We start from the raw sequence: 20,948 nt of genomic DNA, 5'->3' as shown, positions 1-20,948 counted from the left end.
TAACCGCGAAATCCAGTGGTTTCGGATAGCATATAGGATAGGTGGGACGGGAGGCCATGGCCATATCCGCCAGAGCGCAAAACCCGATGCTGAGAAGGACCATATCCTACCCGGTGGCAAACGGCTGCATCCTCGGTAAAGGACGCGACGCTGAAACCGGCTCGCTACGGCAGCGCACGATCGACACAGGAAATTCGTCATCGCCGCCGCCCTTGTCGTCTGGGTTTTGCGCCTCATCTAGCGGGTCTGGACCTATGGCGCTTCGGCCGGGTCTATCAACCGCCAGGAAACACCGTGATGAAAACGACGATAGCCTCCATCCTTGCCGCCTTGGCTCTCTGCTTTACGGTGCAGGCCAAGCCGGCTTCCGCCGCCAGTTTCGACTGCAAGGGAGCGACGCTCGCCGCGGACGAAAAGGCGATTTGCGAAGATCGTGACCTGAACGATGCCGACGTCAAGATGGTGACGACGTTCGAGATCCTCACCGGGCTCCTGGCCATGGGCACGCGCGGGGAAATGCAGGACGACCAAAGTGCGTGGCTGAAACGCCGACAGGCCTGCGGCAGCGACGCCGAATGCATTCGCGCCGCCTATGCCGAACGGCTGAAGCAGCTCAGCGAGACGTTTGAGAAGATCAACCGGCCGCTATGATGGTAGAGGCTATCAGGACAGTGGCTTTGATTTCGCCTCGATGAGCGTCTTGCCGTTGTCGAGCGCAGCGACAATCTGCGGCATCGCCTTTTCGAACCAATCCAGCAAGTCCTTGCGGCGTGCATTGGGCAGCCTAATCCATACGACAATTGGTCCGCTTTGCGCTAAAGCGCGCCGTGGCGCGAAATCTTCGCCCTTGGTGATGATTACCGCATTATGCTGCGCGGCATAATCCCAGATTTGCCGATCCGAGGCAGATTGCAGGCTGCAATCGGCGACATGGTCGGCCTCGTGCCCGTGCTCCGATACCCACCGAGCCAGTGCTGGCGGAAGCTGGGCGTCGACAAGAAAGCGCATCAGGCGACATGCAGGACGATATGGTCACTCTGCCGTGCAGCATATTCCAGCACTGCGCGGATGTCGGCGTCCTCAAGAAGCGGAAAGTCTTCCAAAATCTCGTCGGGGCTGGCGCCGGCCGCCAGCAGGTCGAGTACATCCTTTACACGGATGCGCAGCCCGCGAATGGTGGGACGTCCTGAGCAGAGCTGAGGGTCAAACGTGATGCGGTTGAGTTCGGACATGTGTCACCTTTCCGGATTCCGCCAGAATAGCACAATGCTCCATGGCAAAACCTCACGGGGCCCTGAAGTTCCACACGGCTGCCGGACGAACCTTACTCCGGCAGGATCCGAACCGCTCCCTTGTCGGCCGAAGCCGCAAATGCTGCATAGGCTTTCAGCGCCGTCGTCACATTGCGCTTGCGCGGGCCGGCCGGTTTCCAGCCGAGCGTCTCCTGCTCATGGCGACGGGCAGCCAGATCGGCATCGGAAACCTTCAGGTTGATCGTGCGGTTGGGAATATCGATTTCGATCAAGTCACCCGGCTGCACGAGGCCGATGGCGCCGCCCTGGGCCGCTTCCGGCGAGGCATGGCCGATCGACAGGCCAGACGTGCCGCCGGAGAAACGGCCGTCGGTGATGAGCGCACAGGCCTTTCCCAGCCCCTTCGACTTCAGGTAACTGGTCGGATAAAGCATTTCCTGCATGCCCGGACCGCCCTTGGGACCTTCATAGCGGATGACGACGACATCGCCTGCCTTCACTTCATTGCCCAGGATGCCCTTCACGGCGGCGTCCTGGCTTTCAAAGACGACCGCCGGACCGGTAAATTTCAGGATCGATTCATCAACGCCGGCGGTTTTGACGATGCAGCCGTCGAGCGCGATATTCCCGTAGAGGACGGCCAGACCACCGTCCTTGGAGAACGGATGTTCGACCGAGCGGATGACACCCTTTTCGCCATCGGCATCGAGATCATCCCAGCGCGAGGACTGCGAGAACGCAACCTGCGTCGGCACGCCACCTGGGGCTGCCTTGAAGAAGGTGCGCACGGTTTCCGAATTGGTACGGGTGATGTCCCAGCGGTCGATGGCGTCACCGAGCGTCGCTTCGTGCACCGTGTAGCAGTCGCGATTGATCAGACCACCGCGGTCGAGTTCGCCGAGAATACGCATGATGCCGCCGGCGCGGTGCACATCCTCCATGTGAACGTCCTGTTTGGCGGGCGCCACCTTGGAGAGGCACGGCACCTTGCGCGACAGCTTGTCGATATCTTCCATGCCGAATTCGATCCCGCCTTCATAGGCGGCTGCCAGAATGTGGAGGACCGTATTGGTGGAGCCCCCCATGGCGATGTCGAGCGACATGGCGTTTTCGAATGCCTGCTTGGTGGCGATGTTACGCGGCAGGACGGTTTCGTCCTCCTGCTCGTAATAACGGCGCGCGAGGTCGACGATCAGATGGCCGGCCTCGACGAACAGGCGCTTGCGATCCGAATGAGTGGCCAGTGTCGAGCCGTTTCCAGGCAATGACAGGCCGAGCGCTTCGGTCAGACAGTTCATCGAATTGGCGGTGAACATGCCCGAGCAGGAACCGCAGGTCGGGCAAGCCGAGCGCTCGATCGTGGCGACATCTTCGTCGGAAATCTTGTCGTCGGCCGCCGCGACCATGGCGTCGACCAGATCAAGCGCGACGGTCTTGCCGTGCAGGACGACCTTGCCAGCCTCCATCGGTCCACCGGAGACGAAGACGGCCGGGATGTTAAGGCGCATGGCCGCGTTCAGCATGCCGGGCGTGATCTTGTCGCAATTGGAAATGCAGACCATGGCATCAGCGCAGTGGGCATTGACCATGTATTCGACCGAGTCGGCGATGATTTCGCGCGAGGGCAGCGAATAGAGCATGCCGTCATGCCCCATGGCGATTCCGTCATCGACCGCGATCGTGTTGAATTCCTTGGCAACACCGCCGGCAGCCTCGATCTCGCGGGCAACCAGCTGGCCAAGATCCTTTAGGTGGACATGGCCCGGCACGAATTGCGTGAACGAGTTGACGACAGCGATGATCGGCTTGCCGAAATCCGAATCCTTCATGCCGGTGGCGCGCCAAAGGCCGCGGGCGCCGGCCATGTTGCGGCCGTGGGTGGTGGTTCTGGAACGATAGGCTGGCATTGGGATTTCCTTGCTCGGTCGGCCGGCATCCATCCGCTCCCGGCGGAGACGCAAAGGCCCGTTTTCTCTCGTTTCCTACTCCAACCGGCCGCATGTGTCACTGCCAGTTACCGGCAAAGCGGTACGGTACGGTACGGTTCGGCGCGTCATGAGGATCGAAACGATTTGCTTTGGGCCGCAGAGATCCGAGCTTACCGCTCAAGATGTCCGCCGTTGGCTAACCGGAGACCGGACTACGTTCACGTACCCGCCACACGTAATCCTTTACCGATCCGGCCGTTCATCGGCGGGTGTTAAGATCCTCCGGCATCACGCCGAAATGCTCCATGATCATCGCGACATTGCGGCGGTGCGACTTGAAGTAAACGTCGAAAAGGTCGCCGACGACCGGAACGCTGCCGACCAGCGAGTCCAGCGCAAGATTGCCAATCATCTGTGCCAGTTTTTCGGCCGGCACGCCCATCCGGCGTGCCTCATTGACGATGTAAAGCCCGATCAACGCACCGCTGGCATCGCCCACCACCGGAACGAGGCCGAGCACCGAATCGGCGCCGAAGCGGATCTTCGTGCCAGGAATGCCGACGGCGGTATCCATCAGGCGGGCGACGCCGGCAAGGCGACGCAGGCGGCGGAGCCGATCGGCGGTTTCGGTAAAATCTCCGCCCGCTTTCCGGCCGGCGGCATTCCAGGTTTGGGCGGGCATTGCAGCCTCCATCTTCGAGAAGGGCTAACCGTGTCATCATAATGAATGGGGATGAGAGCGGTTCCCGACAAGGGCTGCGTATGCAGGCACGATACCTGTGCCCGTGTTCCTTAAGCCATGTGGCCTTCACGCAAACGTGGCTCCGTCGGCAATCAGCCGTCTGTGAAACTCGAAGCGGACGTATTACGTTTGACATCGAGGAACAGTCTTCGCGCCGAGGATCATCATGGTCGCCTATCGCCCGCCCCATATTCCCGCATCCGCCATCACACCGCGGGACATCTACTTGTCCCGTCGCAGCTTTCTCGGCACCGCCGCCGCTGGTGTTGCCCTCGCAGGTGCCGGCTCAGCCCTCGCCGCGCCCCTGCAGGCCAAGCCCGGCGCCTATACACTGGACGAGAAACTGACGCCGAAAGAGGCGATCACCTCCTATAACAATTTCTACGAATTCGGCACCGACAAGGGCGATCCGGCCAGCAATTCCGGCGATTTCAAGCCGACACCCTGGGCGGTGAAGGTGGATGGGCTGGTGGGCAAGCCGAAGGAATTCGGGCTCGAAGACCTGCTGAAAATGCCGATCGAAGAGCGCACCTATCGTATGCGTTGCGTCGAGGGCTGGTCGATGGTCATCCCGTGGATCGGCTTTCCGCTGGCCGCCCTTCTCGATCAGGTGGAGCCGCAGGGCAGCGCCAAATACGTGTCGTTCGAGACAGTGGTCCGGCCTTCGGAAATGCCCGGCCAGAAGGGTCTGTTTCAGCCCCTGCCCTGGCCCTATGTCGAGGGTCTGCGTCTGGACGAGGCGCGTCATCCGCTGACGATCCTTGCCGTCGGGCTTTACGGCGAGACACTGCCCAACCAGAACGGCGCGCCGATCAGGCTGGTCGTGCCGTGGAAATACGGCTTCAAGAGCATCAAGTCCATCGTCAGGATCTCGCTCACGGAACAGCAGCCGGAGACGACCTGGAAAAACAGCAATGCCCGCGAATACGGGTTCTATTCCAACGTCAATCCGGCAGTCGATCATCCGCGCTGGAGCCAGGCGACCGAGCAGCGTATCGGCGAAGGTGGCTTCTTCAGCACCGCGCGGCGGCCAACCCTGCCCTTCAACGGTTATGGTGAGGAAGTAGCGGGCCTCTATGCCGGCATGGACCTGAAGGCGAATTACTGATGCCGTTTGTTCCGGCCCTGCCCCGAAGGTTTCATGGTGCGAGCATCTGGGCGCTCTATGTCATCGGCCTCTGTCCGGCGGCGTGGTCCTTCTATCTTGGCGCGACAGGTGGGCTCGGCGCCAACCCGGTCAAGGAATTCGAGCATCTGCTGGGGCTCTGGGCCTTGCGGTTCATCATCGCAACGCTTGCTGTGACGCCGCTGCGCGACCTCATTGGGATCAACTGGATCCGCTATCGCCGCGCACTGGGCCTGCTCGCCTTCTACTACGTGCTGATGCATTTTTCGGTATGGATGCTGCTCGATCTGGGCATGGATGTAAACGCCGTTTTCGCGGATATCCTGAAACGGCCCTATATCAGCATCGGCATGGTCTGCCTCGCGGCGCTCCTGCCGCTGGCGGCAACCTCCAACAACTATTCGATCCGCCGTCTCGGCAAGCTGTGGGTCGACATGCACCACCTGATCTACCCGATCGCGCTGGGTGGCGCATTGCACTATTTCCTCGCCGTCAAATCGATCACAGCGGGGCCGTTCATTCACATCGCGGCAATCGCCCTGCTTCTCGCCTATCGGCCCCTGCGCAAACCGGTCCTGCGCTGGAAAAGATCACGCAAGACGGTGGATACACCGCAGCCGGCGCACCGCTGACGGACTCATGCTTCGGCATTCACCGCATAACCGTCGGCAACAGGTGCAGCCCCGGTCAACATCTTACCGACTTACCGAGCAAGATAAGAAAAAGGCCGGGCGTTTCCGCCCGGCCTTTTCAATTGGTCTATCGAAAACCGATTAAGCGGCTTCGGCAGCTTCGGCTTCGGCCGCAACGCGTGCCTTGTCGGCTGCGCCCTTGGCGTCGACGTCGCGTTCAACGAACTCGATGACGGCCATGGCAGCGTTGTCGCCCTGGCGGTAGCCAGCCTTCATGATACGCAGGTAACCGCCGTTGCGGGTTGCGTAGCGCGAAGCGATGGCGTCGAACAGCTTGCGAACAGCGTCCTGGTCCTGGATCTGCGAGATGGCCTGACGACGGGCGTGCAGGTCACCGCGCTTGCCGAGCGTAACCAGCTTCTCCACGATCGGGCGAATTTCCTTCGCCTTCGGCAGGGTGGTGACGATCTGCTCATGGGTGATGAGCGAAGCCGCCATGTTGGCGAACATCGCCTTACGGTGGCTGGCGGTACGGTTAAGCTTGCGACCGGCTTTTGCGTGACGCATGATGTGTCTCCTTCACTTGCAGGCATTCGCCTGCAGTCTGATCTGGCGCTTATGCATCCCCACTCTTTAGAGGACATCGAGGCACAGGCGCGGGTTTCAGTTGCCGAGGCCAGCTGGACGCGCCCCGAAGGGCGCGCGCGGCCTCAGTATTGGTCTTCGTATCGCTTTGCGAGGTCTTCGATGTTCTCCGGCGGCCAGGCGGGAACTTCCATGCCGAGATGGAGGCCCATGGACGCGAGAACTTCCTTGATCTCGTTGAGCGACTTGCGACCAAAGTTCGGAGTGCGGAGCATCTCTGCTTCGGTCTTCTGGATCAGGTCGCCGATATAAACGATGTTGTCGTTCTTCAGGCAGTTCGCCGAACGGACGGAAAGTTCCAGTTCATCGACCTTCTTGAGGAGCGCCGGGTTGAATGCCAGCTCGGTAACGGCTTCCTCTTCGGCTTCCTTCTGCGGCTCGTCGAAGTTGACGAAGACCGACAGCTGGTCCTGAAGGATGCGAGCAGCGAATGCGACGGCATCTTCACCGGTGACCGAACCATCGGTTTCGATGGTCATGGTCAGCTTGTCGTAATCGAGAACCTGACCTTCGCGGGTGTTCTCGACCTTGTACGATACTTTCTTTACCGGCGAGTAGAGGCTGTCGACCGGAATGAGACCGATCGGCGCATCTTCCGCGCGGTTGCGCTCGGCCGGGACGTAGCCCTTGCCGTTGTTGACCGTGAACTCCATGCGGATCTCGGCGCCCTCGTCGAGCGTGCAGATCACGTGGTCAGGGTTCAGGATCTCGATATCGCCGACCGTCTGGATGTCGCCGGCAGTGACCGAACCCGGACCCTGCTTGCGAACGACCATGCGCTTGGCATCGTCGCCGTCCATCTTGATGGCGATTTCCTTGATGTTGAGCACGATATCCGTCACATCTTCCCGAACGCCGGGGATGGAGGAGAATTCGTGCAGGACGCCGTCGATCTGCACGGCGGTGACAGCAGCACCGCGCAGAGACGACAGGAGTACGCGACGAAGGGCGTTGCCGAGCGTCAGACCGAAACCGCGCTCAAGCGGTTCGGCGACGAGCGTCACCTTCGTGCGACCGGACGAGGTGAAATCGACCTTGTTCGGCTTGATCAATTCCTGCCAGTTCTTCTGGATCATAGTTTTCCCTTCCGTACGCTGCCACCATCCAATCGTGGCAACCGATCACGAGAACACCGGGGACGCAAGATGCTTGCCGGCGATACAGGCAAAGCCGCCAGACCTCGAACACGAGACCGGGCGGCAATACCGGAGTTCTTCCAACGAAGCCGCGTCACCCGCAGCCTCGAAATGCGATCAGACGCGACGCTTCTTGCGCGGGCGGCAACCGTTGTGCGGGATCGGCGTGACGTCGCGAATGGAAGTGATCATGAACCCGGCAGCCTGAAGGGCGCGCAGAGCCGATTCACGGCCGGAGCCCGGACCGGTCACTTCGACTTCCAGCGACTTCATGCCGTGTTCCTGGGCCTTCTTGGCGCAGTCTTCAGCAGCGATCTGGGCAGCAAACGGGGTCGACTTGCGCGAACCCTTGAAGCCCTTGGCACCAGCGGACGACCAGGCAATCGCGTTGCCCTGTGCGTCGGTGATGGTGATCATCGTGTTGTTGAAGGTCGAGTTGACGTGGGCGACGCCCGACGTGATGTTCTTACGTTCGCGACGGCGAACGCGTGTGGCTTCCTTGGCCATGATCTTCCTTTCGTCGATCTCTGCACCGCCGTAGTTCCAGCGGCTCCACCGGTCCACACCACAAAGGCGCGAACCAAACTACAAAGAGGCCGGCGACAGCCAGCCTCCCCTTCCGGCTTCCCGGAAATTACTTCTTCTTGCCAGCAATCGCCTTGGCCGGACCCTTGCGGGTACGCGCGTTGGTGTGCGTGCGCTGACCGCGGACCGGAAGGCCACGACGGTGACGCAGACCGCGGTAGCAGCCGAGGTCCATGAGGCGCTTGATGTTCATCGCGGTTTCGCGACGCAGATCGCCTTCGACCTGGTAATCGCGGTCGATGGTTTCGCGGATCTGTAGGATTTCAGAATCCGTCAGCTGATGGACGCGCTTGTCAGCCGGAAGACCGACCTTTTCCATGATTTCCTGCGCGAACTTCGGACCAATCCCGTGAATGTAGGTCAGCGCGATAACAACGCGCTTCGCAGTCGGGATATTGACGCCAGCGATACGTGCCACGTCTGCTCTCCTTTTCCAGTTGCCATCCGGCAAGTGGTGCTTGTTCATGATAGCGACCAGATCGGCCACCAGTTCAATTTCGATCCGGAACATGTCAAAACGATCGGACCCGGCCTCCCTTACGGGAATACCGCGCCGATCGCAGAAATGTCGCGAGTTGGCGCGGTGTTTAGCGGAATCACTGCCCGAAAGCAACCGGCCCCGCCAAGATTCTTTAACAGCCCCCTACAGGTTCAAAGCGCCTGGAGGATCTTTTCGATTTCGGCCGTCACAGCGCCGACATCGGCCATGCCGTCGATCGTGCGCAACTGACCGGTCGAGGCATAATGGGCAGACAGCGGCGCGGTCTTCTCGCGGTATTCGACAAGACGCTTCTTGAAAGCTTCCGGCATGTCGTCGGCCCGGACCTGCCCCCCGGCGGCGATCGTTTCGGCAACCCGGTTTTCGATTCGGCCGATCAGGGCATCCTCATCCACCTTCAGCTCGATCACGGCATCCAGCGGGCAGCCCTTGCCCTCGAGCATCTGCTCGAGCGCCACGGCCTGCGGCACGGTGCGCGGATAGCCATCGAGGATGAAACCCTTGAGGCAGTCCTCGGCTTCGATCCGTTCGGCGACGATCGCATTGACGATCTCGTCAGAGACCAGCTGGCCAGCATCCATCACAGCCTTGGCCCTGAGGCCGATTTCCGTGCCGGCGGCCTTGGCGGCGCGCAACATGTCGCCGGTAGAGAGTTGCGGAATGCCGTATCTCTCCGTCAGAAGCTTTGCCTGGGTGCCCTTGCCGGCACCCGGTGGTCCCAAAAAGATCAGTCTCATCGTCCCCTCTTTCCCCCGCGCAGTTTCGATTTCTTGATCAGGCCCTCATACTGCTGCGCAATGAGGTGTCCCTGGATCTGTGCGACCGTATCAAGGGTTACACTGACGACAATCAAAAGCGAAGTACCACCAAGGGCTAACGGCACGCCGGTGCGGGCGATCAGAAGCTCGGGCAGAATGCAGACGAAGACGAGATAGACAGCGCCGATAACCGTGATGCGGGTCAGTACGTAGTCAATATACTCGGCGGTACGCTCACCCGGACGGATGCCCGGAATGAAGCCGCCATGTTTCTTCAGGTTGTCCGCCGTTTCCTTGGGATTGAAAACGATGGCCGTATAGAAGAATGCGAAGAAGGCGATCAGCAGGCCATACAGAAGCATGAACAGCGGCTGGCCGTGACCGAGCGCCGAGATAACCATGGTCGCCCATTCAGGCAACTGGTTGTTGCTGGCGAAGCCAGCGGCCGTTGCCGGCAGAAGCAGCAACGAGGAAGCGAAGATCGCCGGGATGACACCCGAAGTGTTGAGCTTCAGCGGTAGATGCGATGTGTCGCCCTGGAACATGCGGTTGCCGACCTGGCGCTTCGGATACTGGATCAGCAGGCGGCGCTGCGCACGTTCGATGAAAACGATGAGCGCGATGACGCCGATGGCGACCAGAATGACGAGCAAAATGAGGCCCGTGTTCAGCGCTCCGGTGCGGCCGAGTTCAAGCGTATTGGCAAGCGCGCTCGGCAGACCGGCTGCGATACCGGCGAAGATGATCAGCGAGATACCGTTGCCGAGGCCGCGAGAGGTAATCTGCTCACCCAGCCACATCAGGAACATGGTGCCGCCGAGCAGCGTCACGACGGTGGCGATGCGGAAGAACCAGCCCGGATCGATAACCAGTCCCTGCCCGCTTTCAAGACCCACAGCAATGCCGTAGGCCTGCAGCGTGCCGAGCAGCACCGTGCCGTAACGCGTGTACTGGTTGATGATCTTGCGGCCCTGTTCGCCTTCCTTCTTCAGGTTTTCAAGCGAAGGCACGACCGACGTCATCAACTGCACGATAATCGATGCGGAAATATAGGGCATGATGCCGAGCGCAAAGATCGCCATGCGCTCGACGGCGCCGCCCGAAAACATGTTGAAAAGCCCGAGAATGCCACCCGACTGCCCCTGGAAGGCCGCCGCATAGGCTTCGGGGTTAAGGCCCGGAAGCGGAATATGCGTGCCCAGACGGTACACGAGAAGAGCGGCCAGCGTAAACCACAGGCGCTTCTTGAGATCCTCTGCCTTGGCAAAGGTGGAAAAATTCAGATTTGAGGCCAGTTGTTCAGCTGCTGAAGCCATGGAATTCTCCGCCCGACCCAGTCCCCGGCGGCGAGAGCCGAACCGGACCATAGTCTTGATTCTGTTTTTTTCAGAAAGTCGGGGGCGCGAATAGCTGTCGGCAATCGCCTGCCTCACCCGCATTTCCGTTTGATCCCGGTAAGCTGACCGGCCGGACTGCTCTCAAGGATCGTGAGGCTCACATATGGACATAAAATCGCCCGGTGTGAAGCTCACTCCGGGCGATTTCAAAGGTTTTACTCTGCGGCAGATTCGACAGCCGGTAGCTTGATCGAGCCACCAGCCTTTTCGATCTTTTCGACGGCTGCCTTGGAGGCGCCGGCGGCTTCGATCGAAACCTTTGCCGTCAGTTCGCCGTCCGACAGGATGCGGACGCCGTCCTTCAGACGACGGATGACGCCGGCAGCCTTGAGGGCAGCAGCATCGATCGTTGCAGAGGCATCGAGCTTCTTGGCATCGATCGCGGTCTGAATGCGGCCAACCGAAACGGTGACGAAGTCAGATGCGAAGATGTTGTTGAAGCCGCGCTTCGGCAGACGACGGTAGATGGGCATCTGACCGCCTTCGAAGCCGTTGATGGCAACGCCGGAACGGGCCTTCTGACCCTTGACGCCGCGACCACCGGTCTTGCCCTTGCCGGAGCCGATACCGCGACCTACGCGGATACGGTCCTTGGTGGCGCCTTCGTTGTCCTTGATCTCATTCAGTTTCATGATCAAACCCTCACTTCTCGTCGACGACGCGGACGAGATGCTGGACGGCCCGGATCATGCCACGAACGGAAGGCGTATCTTCCAGCGTGCGAACCCGGTGCATCTTGTTGAGGCCCAGACCAACCAGCGTCGCGCGCTGAACGGCCGGACGGCGAATAGGCGAACCGATCTGCTCGATCGTGATCGTCTTTGCTTCAGTCTTCTTCGTAGCCTTAGCCATGTGTCAGACTCCTCTTATTCTTCCGACGCATTGCCGGAAGCGGCGCGGCGAGCCTGCAGGGTAGCATATTTCATGCCACGCTGAGCAGCCACATCCTTCGGATGCACCTGGTGCTTGAGGGCATCGAACGTCGCACGGATCATGTTGTACGGGTTCGACGAACCGGTCGACTTTGCAACGACGTCGTGCATGCCGAGGGTTTCGAAAACGGCGCGCATCGGGCCACCGGCGATGATACCGGTACCGGCCTTGGCGGAGCGCAGCAGAACCTTGCCGGCGCCATGGCGGCCATGCACGTCGTGATGCAGCGTACGGCCGTCACGCAGCGGTACGAAGATCAGGTCGCGCTTGGCGGATTCGGTAGCCTTGCGGATCGCTTCCGGCACTTCACGTGCCTTGCCGTGACCGAAGCCAACGCGGCCCTTCTGGTCGCCGACGACGACGAGAGCAGCAAAACCGAAGCGACGGCCGCCCTTGACGACCTTGGCGACGCGGTTGATCGCGACCAGCTTGTCGACGAATTCGCTATCGCGCTCTTCACGGGCCTGACGATCGTCGCGGCCCTTTCTTTCCTGTGCCATTGTCCTTGTCCTTTTTCTTTTGCGGGTAGAACGGCAGGTTGAAGATAACCCAGATGAAACTGGGCGGTGCGGAGAAACCGCATTTCGCCCGGCCTCCCCTATTCAGGAAAACCGGGCGAAAATTCTTAGAAGCTCAGGCCGCCTTCGCGGGCAGCTTCAGCCAGGGCCTTGATGCGGCCGTGGTAGATGAAGGCGCCGCGGTCGAACACGACTTCCGTCACGCCGGCCTTGGTGGCGCGCTCAGCAACCAGCTTGCCGACGGCAGCAGCTGCTGCGATGTCGGCGCCGGTCTTCAGCGAGCCGCGCAGGCCTGCGTCGAGCGTGGAGGCGGCTGCAAGCGTGCGGCCGGCCACATCGTCGATGACCTGTACGTAGATGTTCTTGGACGAGCGGTGAACCGACAGACGCGGACGGCCGTTTGCGACCTTCTTGATCTGGCGGCGAACACGGCTCGCACGCTTTGTGAGTGCTTCTTTTCTGGTAGCCATGATCGCTCGTCCTTACTTCTTCTTGCCTTCCTTGCGGACGATCCGTTCCTCGGCGTACTTGACGCCTTTGCCCTTGTAGGGCTCGGGACCACGGTATTCGCGGATTTCCGCGGCAACCTGACCGACCTGCTGCTTGTTGATGCCGGAGACGATGATTTCCGTCGGCTTCGGCACGGCAATGGTGATGCCCTCAGGGGCTTCGTAGACGACGTCGTGCGAGAAACCGAGTGCCAGCTGCAGGTTCTTGCCCTGCATGGCCGCGCGGTAACCGACGCCGTTGATTTCGAGCTTGCGCTCGTAACCGTCCTTAACGCCCTTGAAGATGTTCTCGATCATCGTGCGGGACATGCCCCACTTCGAACGAGCATCCTTGGAATCGTTGACCGGGGTCACCGAAACAGCGTTGTCGTTGAACTCGACCTTAACTTCGTCGTTAGCAACGAAGAAAAGTTCGCCCTTCGGGCCCTTCGCGGTGATCTTCTGGCCGTCGACCGAAGCCGTTACGCCTGCAGGAACCGGAACGGGCTTTTTACCGATACGAGACATTTTGTTATCCTGTCTGTCCGTTATGGAGATCCTTGCTCGGGTCTTAGAAGACCGAGCAAAGAACCTCGCCGCCTACGTTCTGTTCGCGAGCCTGGTGATCGGCCATCACGCCCTTCGGGGTCGAAAGGATGGTGATGCCGAGGCCGTTCGCGACCTGCGGAATGGACTTGACCGAGACATAAACTCGGCGGCCCGGCTTGGAAACGCGGCCGATCTCACGGATCACGGATGCGCCTTCATAGTACTTCAGTTCGATTTCGATCTCGGCCTTGCCGTTACCGAAGTCGGTTTCGGTGTAACCGCGAATGTAGCCTTCAGCCTGAAGAACATCGAGAACGCGAGCGCGCAGCTTGGAAGCCGGCGTCGTGACGGAGTTCTTGCGACGGGCTGCGCCGTTGCGGATACGGGTGAGCATATCGCCCAAGGGATCAGTCATGGTCATCTAACGATCTCCTTACCAGCTCGACTTAACAATGCCCGGCACCTTGCCGGAGTTACCAAGCTCACGAAGCGCGATACGCGACATTCCGAGCTTACGGTAGAAAGCGCGCGGACGACCGGTGACTTCGCAACGGTTGCGGATGCGCGTCTTCGAGCCGTCACGCGGCAGGGAAGCGAGCTTGACAGAAGCCTTGAACCGCTCTTCGATCGGAAGAGACTGGTTCATGATGGTCGCCTTCAAAGCAGCACGCTTTTCAGCGTGTGCGGCAACCGTCTTGCGGCGGCGCTTGTTCTTTTCAACTGCGCTGGTTTTCGCCATATCGTAGTTCCTTTTAAACGCTTGTCGTTACGGTTACGTGCGGAACGGGAAGTTGAACTCTTTCAGGAGAGCTCGTGCTTCGTCGTCGCTGGTAGCCGTCGTGCAAACGATGATGTCCATGCCCCACATCTGATCAACCTTGTCGTAGTTGATCTCCGGGAACACAATGTGTTCCTTCAAGCCCATGGCGAAGTTGCCACGGCCGTCGAAGGACTTCGGGTTCAGGCCGCGGAAGTCGCGAACGCGCGGGAGCGCGATGTTGACCAGGCGATCTACGAACTCGTACATGCGGGCGCCGCGCAGGGTAACCTTCGCGCCGATCGGCATCTGCTCGCGGACCTTGAAGCCGGCGATGGAGTTGCGAGCCTTGGTGATGACCGGCTTCTGGCCGGCGATAGCGGCCAGATCGGCAGCAGCCACGGAGGGCTTCTTGCTGTCGGCGGTTGCTTCACCAACGCCCATGTTGATGACGATCTTGTCCAGCTTGGGGATCATCATTTCATTGGCGAACGAGAATTGTTCCTGCAGCGCTGCGCGGATGCGGGTCACGTATTCGGTCTTGAGCCGCGGCTCGTACTTGGACTCAGCCATCGATCACATCTCCCGTACGCTTGGCCACACGAACCTTCTTGCCGTCGACGACGGAGAAGCCAACGCGGGTCGGCTTGCCGTCTTTCGCGACGATCGCGATGTTCGACAGGTGGATCGATGCTTCTTTGTTGATGATGCCGGCTTCCTGCGTCTGCGTCTGACGCTGGTGGCGCTTCACCATGTTGATGCCGCCGACGACCGCACGGTCTTCCTTCGGCAGAACCTGGAGGACTTCACCGGTACGGCCCTTGTCCTTGCCGGTGAGTACGACGACGTTGTCGCCCTTCTTGATCTTCTGCATGGTTCTCGCTCCTTACAGTACTTCGGGAGCCAGCGAGATGATCTTCATGTGGTTCTTCGCACGAAGTTCGCGCGGAACCGGTCCGAAGATACGGGTGCCGATCGGCTCTTTTTTGTTGTCGATGAGGACCGCTGCGTTGTTATCGAAGCGGATGACGCTGCCGTCTGCGCGACGGATGTCCTTGGCGGTCCGAACGACCACCGCCTTCATCACATCGCCCTTCTTGACGCGGCCGCGCGGGATGGCTTCCTTGATCGAAACGACGATAATGTCGCCGACCGAAGCGTACTTGCGCTTGGAGCCGCCCAGCACCTTGATGCACATGACACGACGTGCGCCGGAATTATCCGCCACGTCGAGGTTTGTTTGCATCTGAATCATGTCAGGTCGCCTTCTCGTAAGGACCGGAACGGTTGGGCATGGAGCCCCCTATTCCGGCCATGGACATATCTTATTTTTCGCGCGGGTTGGGTCTTGCCAAGGTGGTTTCCCCAAGCGGGACCTTCCCTGCGCTGCAAAGCAAAAAGAACGCCCGTAAACCGGGCGTTCCGAAGCCGATGGCCTGCTTCATACAGATTTCTGCGGCAGACGCAAGGGCCTGCCGCAATTCTGTTGTCTTCAAGCCTGGGCGGAAATCACTTTCCAGGTCTTGTCCTTGGAGATCGGTGCGCATTCCTCGATGGAAACGACATCGCCGATCTTGTACTGGTTGGTTTCGTCATGCGCCTTGTACTTCTTCGAACGGCGAACCGTCTTCTGAAGCAGCGGGTGAGCGAATCGGCGCTCGACGCGGACAACAACGGTCTTCTCGTTCTTGTCGGAAACGACTACGCCCTGCAGAATGCGTTTTGGCATATTATTCTTCCTTTAAGCCTTTGCTTCTGCCGCCTTCTGGCGGGCAATGGTCTTCACGCGAGCGATGTCCTTGCGGACTTCGTTGATGCGGGAGCTCTTCTCAAGCTGGTTCGTCGCCTTCTGGAAGCGCAGGTTGAACTGCTCTTTCTTCAGGTCAGCAAGCTTGTCCTTGAGCTGATCGGCCGTCAGGCCGCGTACTTCTTCGGCTTTCATCGTGCCTTCTCCTTACTCTGCGATGCGCTGAACAAAGCGCGTCGTGACCGAGAGCTTGGCAGAACCGAGGCGAAGTGCCTCGCGCGCGATTTCTTCCGAAACGCCGTCGATCTCGAACATGATACGACCAGGCTTGACCTTGCAAGCCCAGTATTCAACAGAACCCTTACCCTTACCCATACGAACTTCGGTGGGCTTGGCAGTAACCGGGACGTCAGGGAAGACGCGGATCCATACACGACCCGCGCGCTTCATGTAACGGGTGATCGCGCGGCGAGCCGCTTCGATCTCGCGAGCGTTCACGCGGTTCGGTTCCTGAGCCTTCAGGCCGAATTCACCGAATGCCAGGTCAAAGCCGCCCTTTGCGACGCCCTTGATGCGGCCCTTGAACTGCTTGCGATACTTGGTACGCTTTGGCTGCAACATTTTCTTACTTCTCCGAGCTTATCTTTCGCCAGCGATAATCAAGCGTTTTCGCGTTCGCGGCGACGGTCGCCACGATCGTTACGTTCGCGGCTTGCCGGACCCTGTGCGTCGCCTTCGAGGCCACGACGTTCGGAAGCCATCGGATCGTGCTCAAGGATTTCGCCCTTGAAGATCCAGACCTTGATGCCGCAGATACCGAATGCGGTGGAGGCTTCAGCCGTACCGTAGTCGATGTCGGCGCGCAGGGTGTGAAGCGGCACGCGGCCTTCGCGGTACCATTCGGTACGCGCGATTTCAGCACCACCGAGACGGCCGGCGCAGGTGATCTTGATGCCTTCGGCGCCGAGACGCATGGCCGACTGAACGGCACGCTTCATCGCACGGCGGAAAGCCACGCGACGCTCGAGCTGCTGGGCGATCGACTGACCGACCAGCGTGGCATCGACTTCCGGCTTGCGCACTTCAACGATGTTGAGGTGCGTTTCCGAAGAGGTCATTTCCGAGATCTTCTTGCGAAGCTTCTCGATGTCTGCACCCTTCTTGCCGATGATCAGACCCGGGCGGGCCGAGTGGATCGTGACGCGGCACTTCTTGTGCGGACGCTCGATGACCACCTTGGCGATGCCGGCCTGCTTCAGCTCGGACATCAGGTAAGCGCGGATCTTCAGGTCTTCGTGGAGCAGCTGGCCGTATTCGGCGTTGTCGGCGAACCAACGGCTGTCCCAGGTACGGTTAATGCCGAGGCGGAAACCGATAGGATTGATTTTCTGACCCATTATGCGGCCTCCCCTTTTTCCTCGACTTCGCGAACGACGATCGTCAGATGCGCGAACGGCTTTTCAATGCGCGATGCGCGGCCGCGGCCACGAGCGTGGAAACGCTTCATGGTGATCGACTTGCCGACGTAAGCTTCCGCTACGACGAGGCTGTCGACGTCGAGGTCGTGGTTGTTTTCGGCGTTGGCGATAGCGGACTCGAGAGTCTTCTTCACCTGGCCGGAAATGCGCTTGCGCGAAAATTCCAGCTCTGCCAGGGCGCGGTCAACCTTCTTGCCACGGATCATGGCAGCGACGAGGTTGAGCTTCTGCGGGCTGACGCGAAGCGTGCGGGCGACTGCCTGTGCTTCGTTGTCCTTCAGCCGGCGTTCGGTCTTAGCCTTCGCCATGGTTACTTCCTCTTCGCCTTCTTGTCCGCACCGTGACCGTAATAGGTACGGGTCGGGGAGAACTCACCGAACTTGTGACCGACCATGTCTTCATTGACACTGACCGGTACATGCTTCGAGCCGTTGTAGACGCCGAACGTCAGACCAACGAACTGGGGCAGGATCGTGGAGCGACGGCTCCAGATCTTGATTACTTCTGCACGTCCGCCTTCACGCACCTTCTCAGCCTTCTTGAGAAGATAGCCGTCAACAAACGGACCTTTCCATACTGAACGAGCCATTTCCTGACTTCCCTCTTACTTCTTACGAGCGTGACGCGAGCGCATGATGAACTTGTCCGTGGACTTGTTCGAGCGCGTGCGCTTGCCCTTGGTGGGCTTGCCCCACGGCGAGACCGGGTGACGGCCACCGGAGGTGCGACCTTCACCACCACCGTGCGGGTGGTCGACCGGGTTCATGACGACGCCGCGGTTATGCGGACGCTTGCCACGCCAAACGGTACGACCGGCCTTGCCGTCGTTGATGTTGCCGTGGTCCGGGTTGGATACGGCACCGACGGTACCGAGGCACGAACCCGGGACGAGACGCTGCTCACCAGAGTTCAGACGAAGGATAGCCATGCCGGCGTCGCGGCCGACCAGCTGTACGTAGGTGCCAGCCGAACGGGCGATCTGGCCACCCTTGCCCGGCTTCATTTCGACGTTGTGAACGATCGAACCAACCGGGATGTACTGCAGGGGCATGGTGTTGCCCGGCTTCACGTCGACAGCCTTGTTGGAAGCGATGACCTTGTCGCCGGCAGCGAGGCGCTGCGGAGCGAGGATGTAGGCCTGTTCGCCGTCCGTGTAGGTGACGAGCGCGATGAACGCGGTGCGGTTCGGGTCGTATTCCAGACGCTCGACCGTGCCTTCGACGTCGAACTTGCGACGCTTGAAGTCGACCAGGCGGTAGGTACGCTTGTGACCGCCGCCGATGAAGCGGGCGGTGATGCGACCGTTGTTGTTACGGCCGCCGCTCTTGGAGAGACCTTCCGTCAGCGCCTTGACCGGCTTGCCCTTCCAGAGGCCCGAGCGGTCGACGATGACCAGCTGGCGCTGGCTCGGAGTCGTCGGATTGTAGCTTTTCAATGCCATGATCTAATTCCCTCAGAGGCCCGTGGACACGTCGATGGACTGGCCTTCGGCGAGCGTCACGATGGCCTTCTTGACGTCCTTCTGCTTGCCGGCAAAGCCCTTGAAGCGCTTTACCTTGCCCTTGCGGACCAGCGTGTTGACGGCAGTGACCTTGACGCCGAAGAGTGCTTCGATGGCAGCCTTGATTTCCGGCTTGGAAGCGGTCTTGGCGACGTTGAAGACGACCTGGTTCTGTTCAGATACCAGCGTCGACTTTTCGGTGATCGACGGAGAGACGATCACGTCGTAGTGGCGAATATCGATCACTTGAAACGCTCCTCGAGGGCTTCAACCGCAGCCTTGGAAAGCACGAGCTTGCCGCGACGCAGGATGTCGTAAACATTGATGCCCTGTACCGGCAGAACGTCCACGTTCGGGATGTTCTGGGCTGCGAGCTTGAAGTTGCCGTCCAGTTCGGCGCCGCCGATGAACAGAGCGTTGGTCAGGCCGAGCGAAGCGAACGTGCCGACGAGGCCCTTGGTCTTTGCTTCAGCAGCAACCAGGTTGTCGATGACGATCAAGTCTTCGGACTTCAGCTTGGCCGACAGGGCGTGACGCAGAGCAAGCGCGCGAACCTTCTTGGGAAGGTCGTGTGCATGGCTGCGGGAGACCGGGCCATGAGCCTTGCCACCGCCGCGGAACTGCGGAGCGCGAGCCGAATGGTGACGAGCGCGGCCCGTACCCTTCTGCTTGTACATTTTCGAACCCGTGCGCGATACTTCGCCGCGGGTCAGCGTCTGGTGCGAACCCTGCTGCTTCTTGGCGAGCTGGTAGCGAACCATACGGGCGAGGATGTCCTCGCGCGGATCGAGGCCGAAGATCGCGTCGGACAGGGAAACCTTGCCGGCGTCTTTACCCTCGAGGGTCTTGACGTTGAATTCCATTTGCTTGGCTCCCTTACTTCGCGGCCGACTTGACGGCGTCGCGGACGATGATCCAAGCGCCCTTCGAACCGGGGACTGCACCCTTGACGAGGATCAGACCGCGATCTTCGTCGGTGGATACGACTTCCAGGTTCTGCGTGGTAACGCGGGTAGAACCCATGTGACCAGCCATGCGCTTGCCCTTCCAGACCTTGCCCGGATCCTGGTTGTTACCAGTCGAACCGTGCGAACGGTGCGAAACGGACACACCGTGCGTGGCACGAAGACCGCCGAAGTTATGGCGCTTCATGGCACCGGCAAAACCCTTACCGATCGAGGTACCCGTCACGTCGACCAGCTGGCCGGCGGAGAAGTGGCTCGCGGTCAGCGTGGAGCCAACATCGATGAGGTTGTCGCTGGATACGCGAAACTCGACGAGCTTCGCCTTGGGCTCGACTTCAGCAACGGCGAAATGACCGCGCAGAGCCTTTGTCGTGTTCTTGACCTTGGCAGTGCCAGCGCCAAGCTGGACAGCCGTATAGCCGTTCTTTTCATCGGTACGCTGGGCCACCACCTGGCAGTTTTCCATGCGCAGTACCGTTACCGGGATATGCTCGCCGGCGTCGTTGTAGACGCGGGTCATCCCAACTTTCTGTGCAATTACACCTGAACGCATCGGTTCAATCCTTCTCACTCACCCGAGACCAGGTCTCAGAGCTTGATTTCCACGTCGACACCAGCGGCGAGGTCGAGCTTCATCAAAGCATCGACTGTCTGGGGCGTCGGATCGACGATGTCGAGCAGGCGCTTATGCGTGCGCATTTCGAACTGCTCGCGGCTTTTCTTATCGACGTGGGGAGACCGGTTGACCGTAAACTTCTCGATGCGAGTCGGAAGCGGAACGGGGCCCCGGACGCTAGCTCCGGTGCGCTTCGCCGTCGACACGATCTCGCGCGTGGAAGCGTCGAGAATACGATGATCGAATGCCTTAAGGCGAATGCGGATATTTTGGCCGTTCATTCGACGTTATCCTTGTTGTCTTGTTATCCGTGCACTGCAAAGAACAGGGCACAGGCTCTTCTTACCTAAAGGCGGACCACCGGTGTCAAAGATCGAGAGAGACCCCGGCGAACCGCGGCTCTTTCCAGTCTTCGGGTCCCGAGGGGACCCACCTTTATATTGATTTGCGGCAGACGATTCGAAGGCCGAAGCCACATCTCACTGCGCTCACGCGCCATCTGCTACATTTTTATGTCATACGCAAGGGCCTACGCCGCCCGCCTATGAAAAAAGGCCTGAATAAAAGGAAAAGGGCGCCGCGAGCGGCGCCCTCACCTGTCTTACTCGATGATCGAGGCAACGATGCCGGCGCCGACGGTACGGCCGCCTTCGCGGATCGCGAAGCGCAGCTTTTCTTCCATCGCGATCGGAACG

The 20,948-nt window shown here is 60.0% G+C and carries 34 protein-coding genes and 1 pseudogene; 3 read left to right on the top strand and 32 right to left on the bottom strand.

Going from position 1 to position 20,948, the window contains the following annotated elements; translation table 11 throughout:
- Positions 1-297: 297 nt before the first annotated feature.
- On the top strand, positions 298-651 hold the full coding sequence (locus ACQKKX_RS08510; RefSeq protein WP_427570159.1) for a lysozyme inhibitor LprI family protein: 354 nt from the start codon (positions 298-300) through the stop codon (positions 649-651).
- Between the two features lie 12 nt (positions 652-663).
- On the opposite strand, the gene ACQKKX_RS08505 is transcribed toward ACQKKX_RS08510, so the two are convergent.
- The 4 genes from ACQKKX_RS08505 to ACQKKX_RS08490 all read right to left on the bottom strand — a co-directional run bounded on the left by ACQKKX_RS08505 (position 664) and on the right by ACQKKX_RS08490 (position 3,863).
- Positions 664-1,008, bottom strand: a complete 345-nt coding sequence (locus tag ACQKKX_RS08505; RefSeq protein WP_427570157.1) for a DUF5615 family PIN-like protein — start codon at positions 1,006-1,008, stop codon at positions 664-666.
- Positions 1,008-1,232 carry a DUF433 domain-containing protein gene (locus ACQKKX_RS08500; RefSeq protein WP_427570156.1) on the bottom strand — a complete coding sequence of 75 codons (225 nt, stop codon included), beginning with the start codon at positions 1,230-1,232 and terminating at the stop codon, positions 1,008-1,010. The genes ACQKKX_RS08505 and ACQKKX_RS08500 overlap by 1 nt, the downstream gene beginning before the upstream one ends.
- Positions 1,233-1,324: 92 nt before the next feature.
- A complete protein-coding gene (gene ilvD / locus ACQKKX_RS08495) occupies positions 1,325-3,160 on the bottom strand; it encodes a dihydroxy-acid dehydratase (RefSeq protein WP_427570155.1) in 1,836 nt (611 codons plus the stop codon).
- Between the two features lie 280 nt (positions 3,161-3,440).
- Positions 3,441-3,863 (bottom strand): DUF4112 domain-containing protein, encoded by a 423-nt coding sequence (locus ACQKKX_RS08490; RefSeq protein ID WP_427570153.1) that lies wholly within the window; start codon positions 3,861-3,863, stop codon positions 3,441-3,443.
- 226 nt (positions 3,864-4,089) lie between these two features.
- Here ACQKKX_RS08490 and msrP point away from each other — a divergent pair, with 226 nt between their 5' ends.
- Both msrP and msrQ read left to right on the top strand, forming a co-directional pair.
- On the top strand, positions 4,090-5,031 hold the full coding sequence (msrP, locus tag ACQKKX_RS08485) for a protein-methionine-sulfoxide reductase catalytic subunit MsrP (protein ID WP_427570152.1): 942 nt from the start codon (positions 4,090-4,092) through the stop codon (positions 5,029-5,031).
- The gene (gene msrQ, locus ACQKKX_RS08480; protein ID WP_427570151.1) at positions 5,031-5,681 is read left to right on the top strand and encodes a protein-methionine-sulfoxide reductase heme-binding subunit MsrQ; all 651 of its coding nucleotides are present in this window, start codon (positions 5,031-5,033) and stop codon (positions 5,679-5,681) included. Before msrP ends, msrQ begins: the two co-directional genes overlap by 1 nt.
- A gap of 141 nt (positions 5,682-5,822) precedes the next feature.
- Here msrQ and rplQ read toward each other — a convergent pair whose 3' ends face one another.
- From rplQ to ACQKKX_RS08340, 28 genes and pseudogenes are all read right to left on the bottom strand, one after another.
- Positions 5,823-6,248 carry a 50S ribosomal protein L17 gene (rplQ, locus tag ACQKKX_RS08475; RefSeq protein WP_427570150.1) on the bottom strand — a complete coding sequence of 142 codons (426 nt, stop codon included), beginning with the start codon at positions 6,246-6,248 and terminating at the stop codon, positions 5,823-5,825.
- Positions 6,249-6,391: 143 nt separating this feature from the next.
- Positions 6,392-7,402, bottom strand: coding sequence for a DNA-directed RNA polymerase subunit alpha (locus tag ACQKKX_RS08470; protein WP_112731734.1), 1,011 nt, complete (start codon positions 7,400-7,402; stop codon positions 6,392-6,394).
- A gap of 177 nt (positions 7,403-7,579) precedes the next feature.
- Positions 7,580-7,969, bottom strand: coding sequence for a 30S ribosomal protein S11 (rpsK, locus tag ACQKKX_RS08465; RefSeq protein ID WP_112731736.1), 390 nt, complete (start codon positions 7,967-7,969; stop codon positions 7,580-7,582).
- Positions 7,970-8,096: 127 nt separating this feature from the next.
- On the bottom strand, positions 8,097-8,465 hold the full coding sequence (rpsM, locus tag ACQKKX_RS08460; RefSeq protein WP_427570608.1) for a 30S ribosomal protein S13: 369 nt from the start codon (positions 8,463-8,465) through the stop codon (positions 8,097-8,099).
- 233 nt (positions 8,466-8,698) lie between these two features.
- Entirely contained in the window at positions 8,699-9,283 is a 585-nt protein-coding gene (locus ACQKKX_RS08455) for an adenylate kinase (protein ID WP_427570149.1), read from the bottom strand.
- Complete coding sequence (gene secY, locus ACQKKX_RS08450) at positions 9,280-10,620, bottom strand: preprotein translocase subunit SecY (protein ID WP_427570148.1); 1,341 nt, start codon at positions 10,618-10,620, stop codon at positions 9,280-9,282. Before secY ends, ACQKKX_RS08455 begins: the two co-directional genes overlap by 4 nt.
- Before the next feature lie 236 nt (positions 10,621-10,856).
- On the bottom strand, positions 10,857-11,333 hold the full coding sequence (rplO, locus tag ACQKKX_RS08445; protein ID WP_427570147.1) for a 50S ribosomal protein L15: 477 nt from the start codon (positions 11,331-11,333) through the stop codon (positions 10,857-10,859).
- Positions 11,334-11,343: 10 nt separating this feature from the next.
- Entirely contained in the window at positions 11,344-11,553 is a 210-nt protein-coding gene (gene rpmD, locus ACQKKX_RS08440) for a 50S ribosomal protein L30 (protein ID WP_062282918.1), read from the bottom strand.
- 14 nt (positions 11,554-11,567) lie between these two features.
- The gene (gene rpsE, locus ACQKKX_RS08435; RefSeq protein ID WP_427570146.1) at positions 11,568-12,134 is read right to left on the bottom strand and encodes a 30S ribosomal protein S5; all 567 of its coding nucleotides are present in this window, start codon (positions 12,132-12,134) and stop codon (positions 11,568-11,570) included.
- Positions 12,135-12,259: 125 nt separating this feature from the next.
- Positions 12,260-12,622: a 50S ribosomal protein L18 gene (gene rplR / locus ACQKKX_RS08430; RefSeq protein WP_427570145.1), complete on the bottom strand. Its 363-nt coding sequence runs from the start codon at positions 12,620-12,622 to the stop codon at positions 12,260-12,262.
- Between the two features lie 12 nt (positions 12,623-12,634).
- Positions 12,635-13,168, bottom strand: a complete 534-nt coding sequence (rplF, locus tag ACQKKX_RS08425) for a 50S ribosomal protein L6 (RefSeq protein WP_427570144.1) — start codon at positions 13,166-13,168, stop codon at positions 12,635-12,637.
- Between the two features lie 43 nt (positions 13,169-13,211).
- On the bottom strand, positions 13,212-13,610 hold the full coding sequence (gene rpsH, locus ACQKKX_RS08420; protein WP_427570143.1) for a 30S ribosomal protein S8: 399 nt from the start codon (positions 13,608-13,610) through the stop codon (positions 13,212-13,214).
- Between the two features lie 12 nt (positions 13,611-13,622).
- Entirely contained in the window at positions 13,623-13,928 is a 306-nt protein-coding gene (gene rpsN / locus ACQKKX_RS08415) for a 30S ribosomal protein S14 (protein WP_112731754.1), read from the bottom strand.
- 33 nt (positions 13,929-13,961) lie between these two features.
- The gene (gene rplE / locus ACQKKX_RS08410; RefSeq protein ID WP_427570142.1) at positions 13,962-14,519 is read right to left on the bottom strand and encodes a 50S ribosomal protein L5; all 558 of its coding nucleotides are present in this window, start codon (positions 14,517-14,519) and stop codon (positions 13,962-13,964) included.
- Positions 14,512-14,820, bottom strand: coding sequence for a 50S ribosomal protein L24 (gene rplX, locus ACQKKX_RS08405; RefSeq protein WP_112731758.1), 309 nt, complete (start codon positions 14,818-14,820; stop codon positions 14,512-14,514). The genes rplE and rplX overlap by 8 nt, the downstream gene beginning before the upstream one ends.
- A 12-nt stretch (positions 14,821-14,832) precedes the next feature.
- A complete protein-coding gene (rplN, locus tag ACQKKX_RS08400; RefSeq protein ID WP_003495199.1) occupies positions 14,833-15,201 on the bottom strand; it encodes a 50S ribosomal protein L14 in 369 nt (122 codons plus the stop codon).
- Positions 15,202-15,438: 237 nt separating this feature from the next.
- A complete protein-coding gene (gene rpsQ, locus ACQKKX_RS08395; RefSeq protein WP_153352825.1) occupies positions 15,439-15,675 on the bottom strand; it encodes a 30S ribosomal protein S17 in 237 nt (78 codons plus the stop codon).
- A 12-nt stretch (positions 15,676-15,687) separates the two neighbouring features.
- A complete protein-coding gene (gene rpmC / locus ACQKKX_RS08390) occupies positions 15,688-15,888 on the bottom strand; it encodes a 50S ribosomal protein L29 (RefSeq protein ID WP_132273298.1) in 201 nt (66 codons plus the stop codon).
- Between the two features lie 12 nt (positions 15,889-15,900).
- A complete protein-coding gene (rplP, locus tag ACQKKX_RS08385; RefSeq protein WP_093000489.1) occupies positions 15,901-16,314 on the bottom strand; it encodes a 50S ribosomal protein L16 in 414 nt (137 codons plus the stop codon).
- A gap of 38 nt (positions 16,315-16,352) precedes the next feature.
- Positions 16,353-17,090 carry a 30S ribosomal protein S3 gene (gene rpsC, locus ACQKKX_RS08380; RefSeq protein ID WP_427570141.1) on the bottom strand — a complete coding sequence of 246 codons (738 nt, stop codon included), beginning with the start codon at positions 17,088-17,090 and terminating at the stop codon, positions 16,353-16,355.
- Positions 17,090-17,479 (bottom strand): 50S ribosomal protein L22, encoded by a 390-nt coding sequence (gene rplV / locus ACQKKX_RS08375; RefSeq protein WP_427570140.1) that lies wholly within the window; start codon positions 17,477-17,479, stop codon positions 17,090-17,092. Before rplV ends, rpsC begins: the two co-directional genes overlap by 1 nt.
- A 2-nt stretch (positions 17,480-17,481) precedes the next feature.
- Positions 17,482-17,760, bottom strand: coding sequence for a 30S ribosomal protein S19 (gene rpsS / locus ACQKKX_RS08370; RefSeq protein WP_007531666.1), 279 nt, complete (start codon positions 17,758-17,760; stop codon positions 17,482-17,484).
- Positions 17,761-17,775: 15 nt separating this feature from the next.
- Positions 17,776-18,612, bottom strand: a complete 837-nt coding sequence (rplB, locus tag ACQKKX_RS08365) for a 50S ribosomal protein L2 (protein ID WP_112731766.1) — start codon at positions 18,610-18,612, stop codon at positions 17,776-17,778.
- Between the two features lie 12 nt (positions 18,613-18,624).
- Positions 18,625-18,918: a 50S ribosomal protein L23 gene (locus tag ACQKKX_RS08360; protein ID WP_427570139.1), complete on the bottom strand. Its 294-nt coding sequence runs from the start codon at positions 18,916-18,918 to the stop codon at positions 18,625-18,627.
- Positions 18,915-19,535 carry a 50S ribosomal protein L4 gene (gene rplD, locus ACQKKX_RS08355; protein WP_427570138.1) on the bottom strand — a complete coding sequence of 207 codons (621 nt, stop codon included), beginning with the start codon at positions 19,533-19,535 and terminating at the stop codon, positions 18,915-18,917. Before rplD ends, ACQKKX_RS08360 begins: the two co-directional genes overlap by 4 nt.
- 13 nt (positions 19,536-19,548) lie before the next feature.
- Positions 19,549-20,190 (bottom strand): 50S ribosomal protein L3, encoded by a 642-nt coding sequence (rplC, locus tag ACQKKX_RS08350; RefSeq protein ID WP_427570137.1) that lies wholly within the window; start codon positions 20,188-20,190, stop codon positions 19,549-19,551.
- Between the two features lie 35 nt (positions 20,191-20,225).
- Positions 20,226-20,534: a 30S ribosomal protein S10 gene (gene rpsJ, locus ACQKKX_RS08345; RefSeq protein ID WP_003507767.1), complete on the bottom strand. Its 309-nt coding sequence runs from the start codon at positions 20,532-20,534 to the stop codon at positions 20,226-20,228.
- Between the two features lie 320 nt (positions 20,535-20,854).
- Positions 20,855-20,948: pseudogene (locus tag ACQKKX_RS08340) on the bottom strand (elongation factor Tu); the annotation flags it as partial.

It is taken from the genome of Neorhizobium sp. NPDC001467 (assembly GCF_050275975.1).
Taxonomy (GTDB): domain Bacteria; phylum Pseudomonadota; class Alphaproteobacteria; order Rhizobiales; family Rhizobiaceae; genus Neorhizobium.
The sequence above is the reverse complement of the archived record's forward strand: the minus strand, read 5'-3'. Positions and strand labels throughout refer to the sequence as shown.

Coding starts and splice junctions, on each gene's coding strand:
- ACQKKX_RS08510 (WP_427570159.1), top strand. CDS start 298: ATGAAAACGACGATAGCCTCCATCCTTGCCGCCTTGGCTCTCTGCTTT.
- ACQKKX_RS08505 (WP_427570157.1), bottom strand. CDS start 1,008: ATGCGCTTTCTTGTCGACGCCCAGCTTCCGCCAGCACTGGCTCGGTGG.
- ACQKKX_RS08500 (WP_427570156.1), bottom strand. CDS start 1,232: ATGTCCGAACTCAACCGCATCACGTTTGACCCTCAGCTCTGCTCAGGA.
- ilvD (WP_427570155.1), bottom strand. CDS start 3,160: ATGCCAGCCTATCGTTCCAGAACCACCACCCACGGCCGCAACATGGCC.
- ACQKKX_RS08490 (WP_427570153.1), bottom strand. CDS start 3,863: ATGCCCGCCCAAACCTGGAATGCCGCCGGCCGGAAAGCGGGCGGAGAT.
- msrP (WP_427570152.1), top strand. CDS start 4,090: ATGGTCGCCTATCGCCCGCCCCATATTCCCGCATCCGCCATCACACCG.
- msrQ (WP_427570151.1), top strand. CDS start 5,031: ATGCCGTTTGTTCCGGCCCTGCCCCGAAGGTTTCATGGTGCGAGCATC.
- rplQ (WP_427570150.1), bottom strand. CDS start 6,248: ATGCGTCACGCAAAAGCCGGTCGCAAGCTTAACCGTACCGCCAGCCAC.
- ACQKKX_RS08470 (WP_112731734.1), bottom strand. CDS start 7,402: ATGATCCAGAAGAACTGGCAGGAATTGATCAAGCCGAACAAGGTCGAT.
- rpsK (WP_112731736.1), bottom strand. CDS start 7,969: ATGGCCAAGGAAGCCACACGCGTTCGCCGTCGCGAACGTAAGAACATC.
- ACQKKX_RS08455 (WP_427570149.1), bottom strand. CDS start 9,283: ATGAGACTGATCTTTTTGGGACCACCGGGTGCCGGCAAGGGCACCCAG.
- secY (WP_427570148.1), bottom strand. CDS start 10,620: ATGGCTTCAGCAGCTGAACAACTGGCCTCAAATCTGAATTTTTCCACC.
- rplO (WP_427570147.1), bottom strand. CDS start 11,333: ATGAAACTGAATGAGATCAAGGACAACGAAGGCGCCACCAAGGACCGT.
- rpmD (WP_062282918.1), bottom strand. CDS start 11,553: ATGGCTAAGGCTACGAAGAAGACTGAAGCAAAGACGATCACGATCGAG.
- rpsE (WP_427570146.1), bottom strand. CDS start 12,134: ATGGCACAGGAAAGAAAGGGCCGCGACGATCGTCAGGCCCGTGAAGAG.
- rplR (WP_427570145.1), bottom strand. CDS start 12,622: ATGGCTACCAGAAAAGAAGCACTCACAAAGCGTGCGAGCCGTGTTCGC.
- rplF (WP_427570144.1), bottom strand. CDS start 13,168: ATGTCTCGTATCGGTAAAAAGCCCGTTCCGGTTCCTGCAGGCGTAACG.
- rpsH (WP_427570143.1), bottom strand. CDS start 13,610: ATGACCATGACTGATCCCTTGGGCGATATGCTCACCCGTATCCGCAAC.
- rpsN (WP_112731754.1), bottom strand. CDS start 13,928: ATGGCGAAAACCAGCGCAGTTGAAAAGAACAAGCGCCGCCGCAAGACG.
- rplE (WP_427570142.1), bottom strand. CDS start 14,519: ATGGCTGAGTCCAAGTACGAGCCGCGGCTCAAGACCGAATACGTGACC.
- rplX (WP_112731758.1), bottom strand. CDS start 14,820: ATGCAGAAGATCAAGAAGGGCGACAACGTCGTCGTACTCACCGGCAAG.
- rplN (WP_003495199.1), bottom strand. CDS start 15,201: ATGATTCAGATGCAAACAAACCTCGACGTGGCGGATAATTCCGGCGCA.
- rpsQ (WP_153352825.1), bottom strand. CDS start 15,675: ATGCCAAAACGCATTCTGCAGGGCGTAGTCGTTTCCGACAAGAACGAG.
- rpmC (WP_132273298.1), bottom strand. CDS start 15,888: ATGAAAGCCGAAGAAGTACGCGGCCTGACGGCCGATCAGCTCAAGGAC.
- rplP (WP_093000489.1), bottom strand. CDS start 16,314: ATGTTGCAGCCAAAGCGTACCAAGTATCGCAAGCAGTTCAAGGGCCGC.
- rpsC (WP_427570141.1), bottom strand. CDS start 17,090: ATGGGTCAGAAAATCAATCCTATCGGTTTCCGCCTCGGCATTAACCGT.
- rplV (WP_427570140.1), bottom strand. CDS start 17,479: ATGGCGAAGGCTAAGACCGAACGCCGGCTGAAGGACAACGAAGCACAG.
- rpsS (WP_007531666.1), bottom strand. CDS start 17,760: ATGGCTCGTTCAGTATGGAAAGGTCCGTTTGTTGACGGCTATCTTCTC.
- rplB (WP_112731766.1), bottom strand. CDS start 18,612: ATGGCATTGAAAAGCTACAATCCGACGACTCCGAGCCAGCGCCAGCTG.
- rplD (WP_427570138.1), bottom strand. CDS start 19,535: ATGGAATTCAACGTCAAGACCCTCGAGGGTAAAGACGCCGGCAAGGTT.
- rplC (WP_427570137.1), bottom strand. CDS start 20,190: ATGCGTTCAGGTGTAATTGCACAGAAAGTTGGGATGACCCGCGTCTAC.
- rpsJ (WP_003507767.1), bottom strand. CDS start 20,534: ATGAACGGCCAAAATATCCGCATTCGCCTTAAGGCATTCGATCATCGT.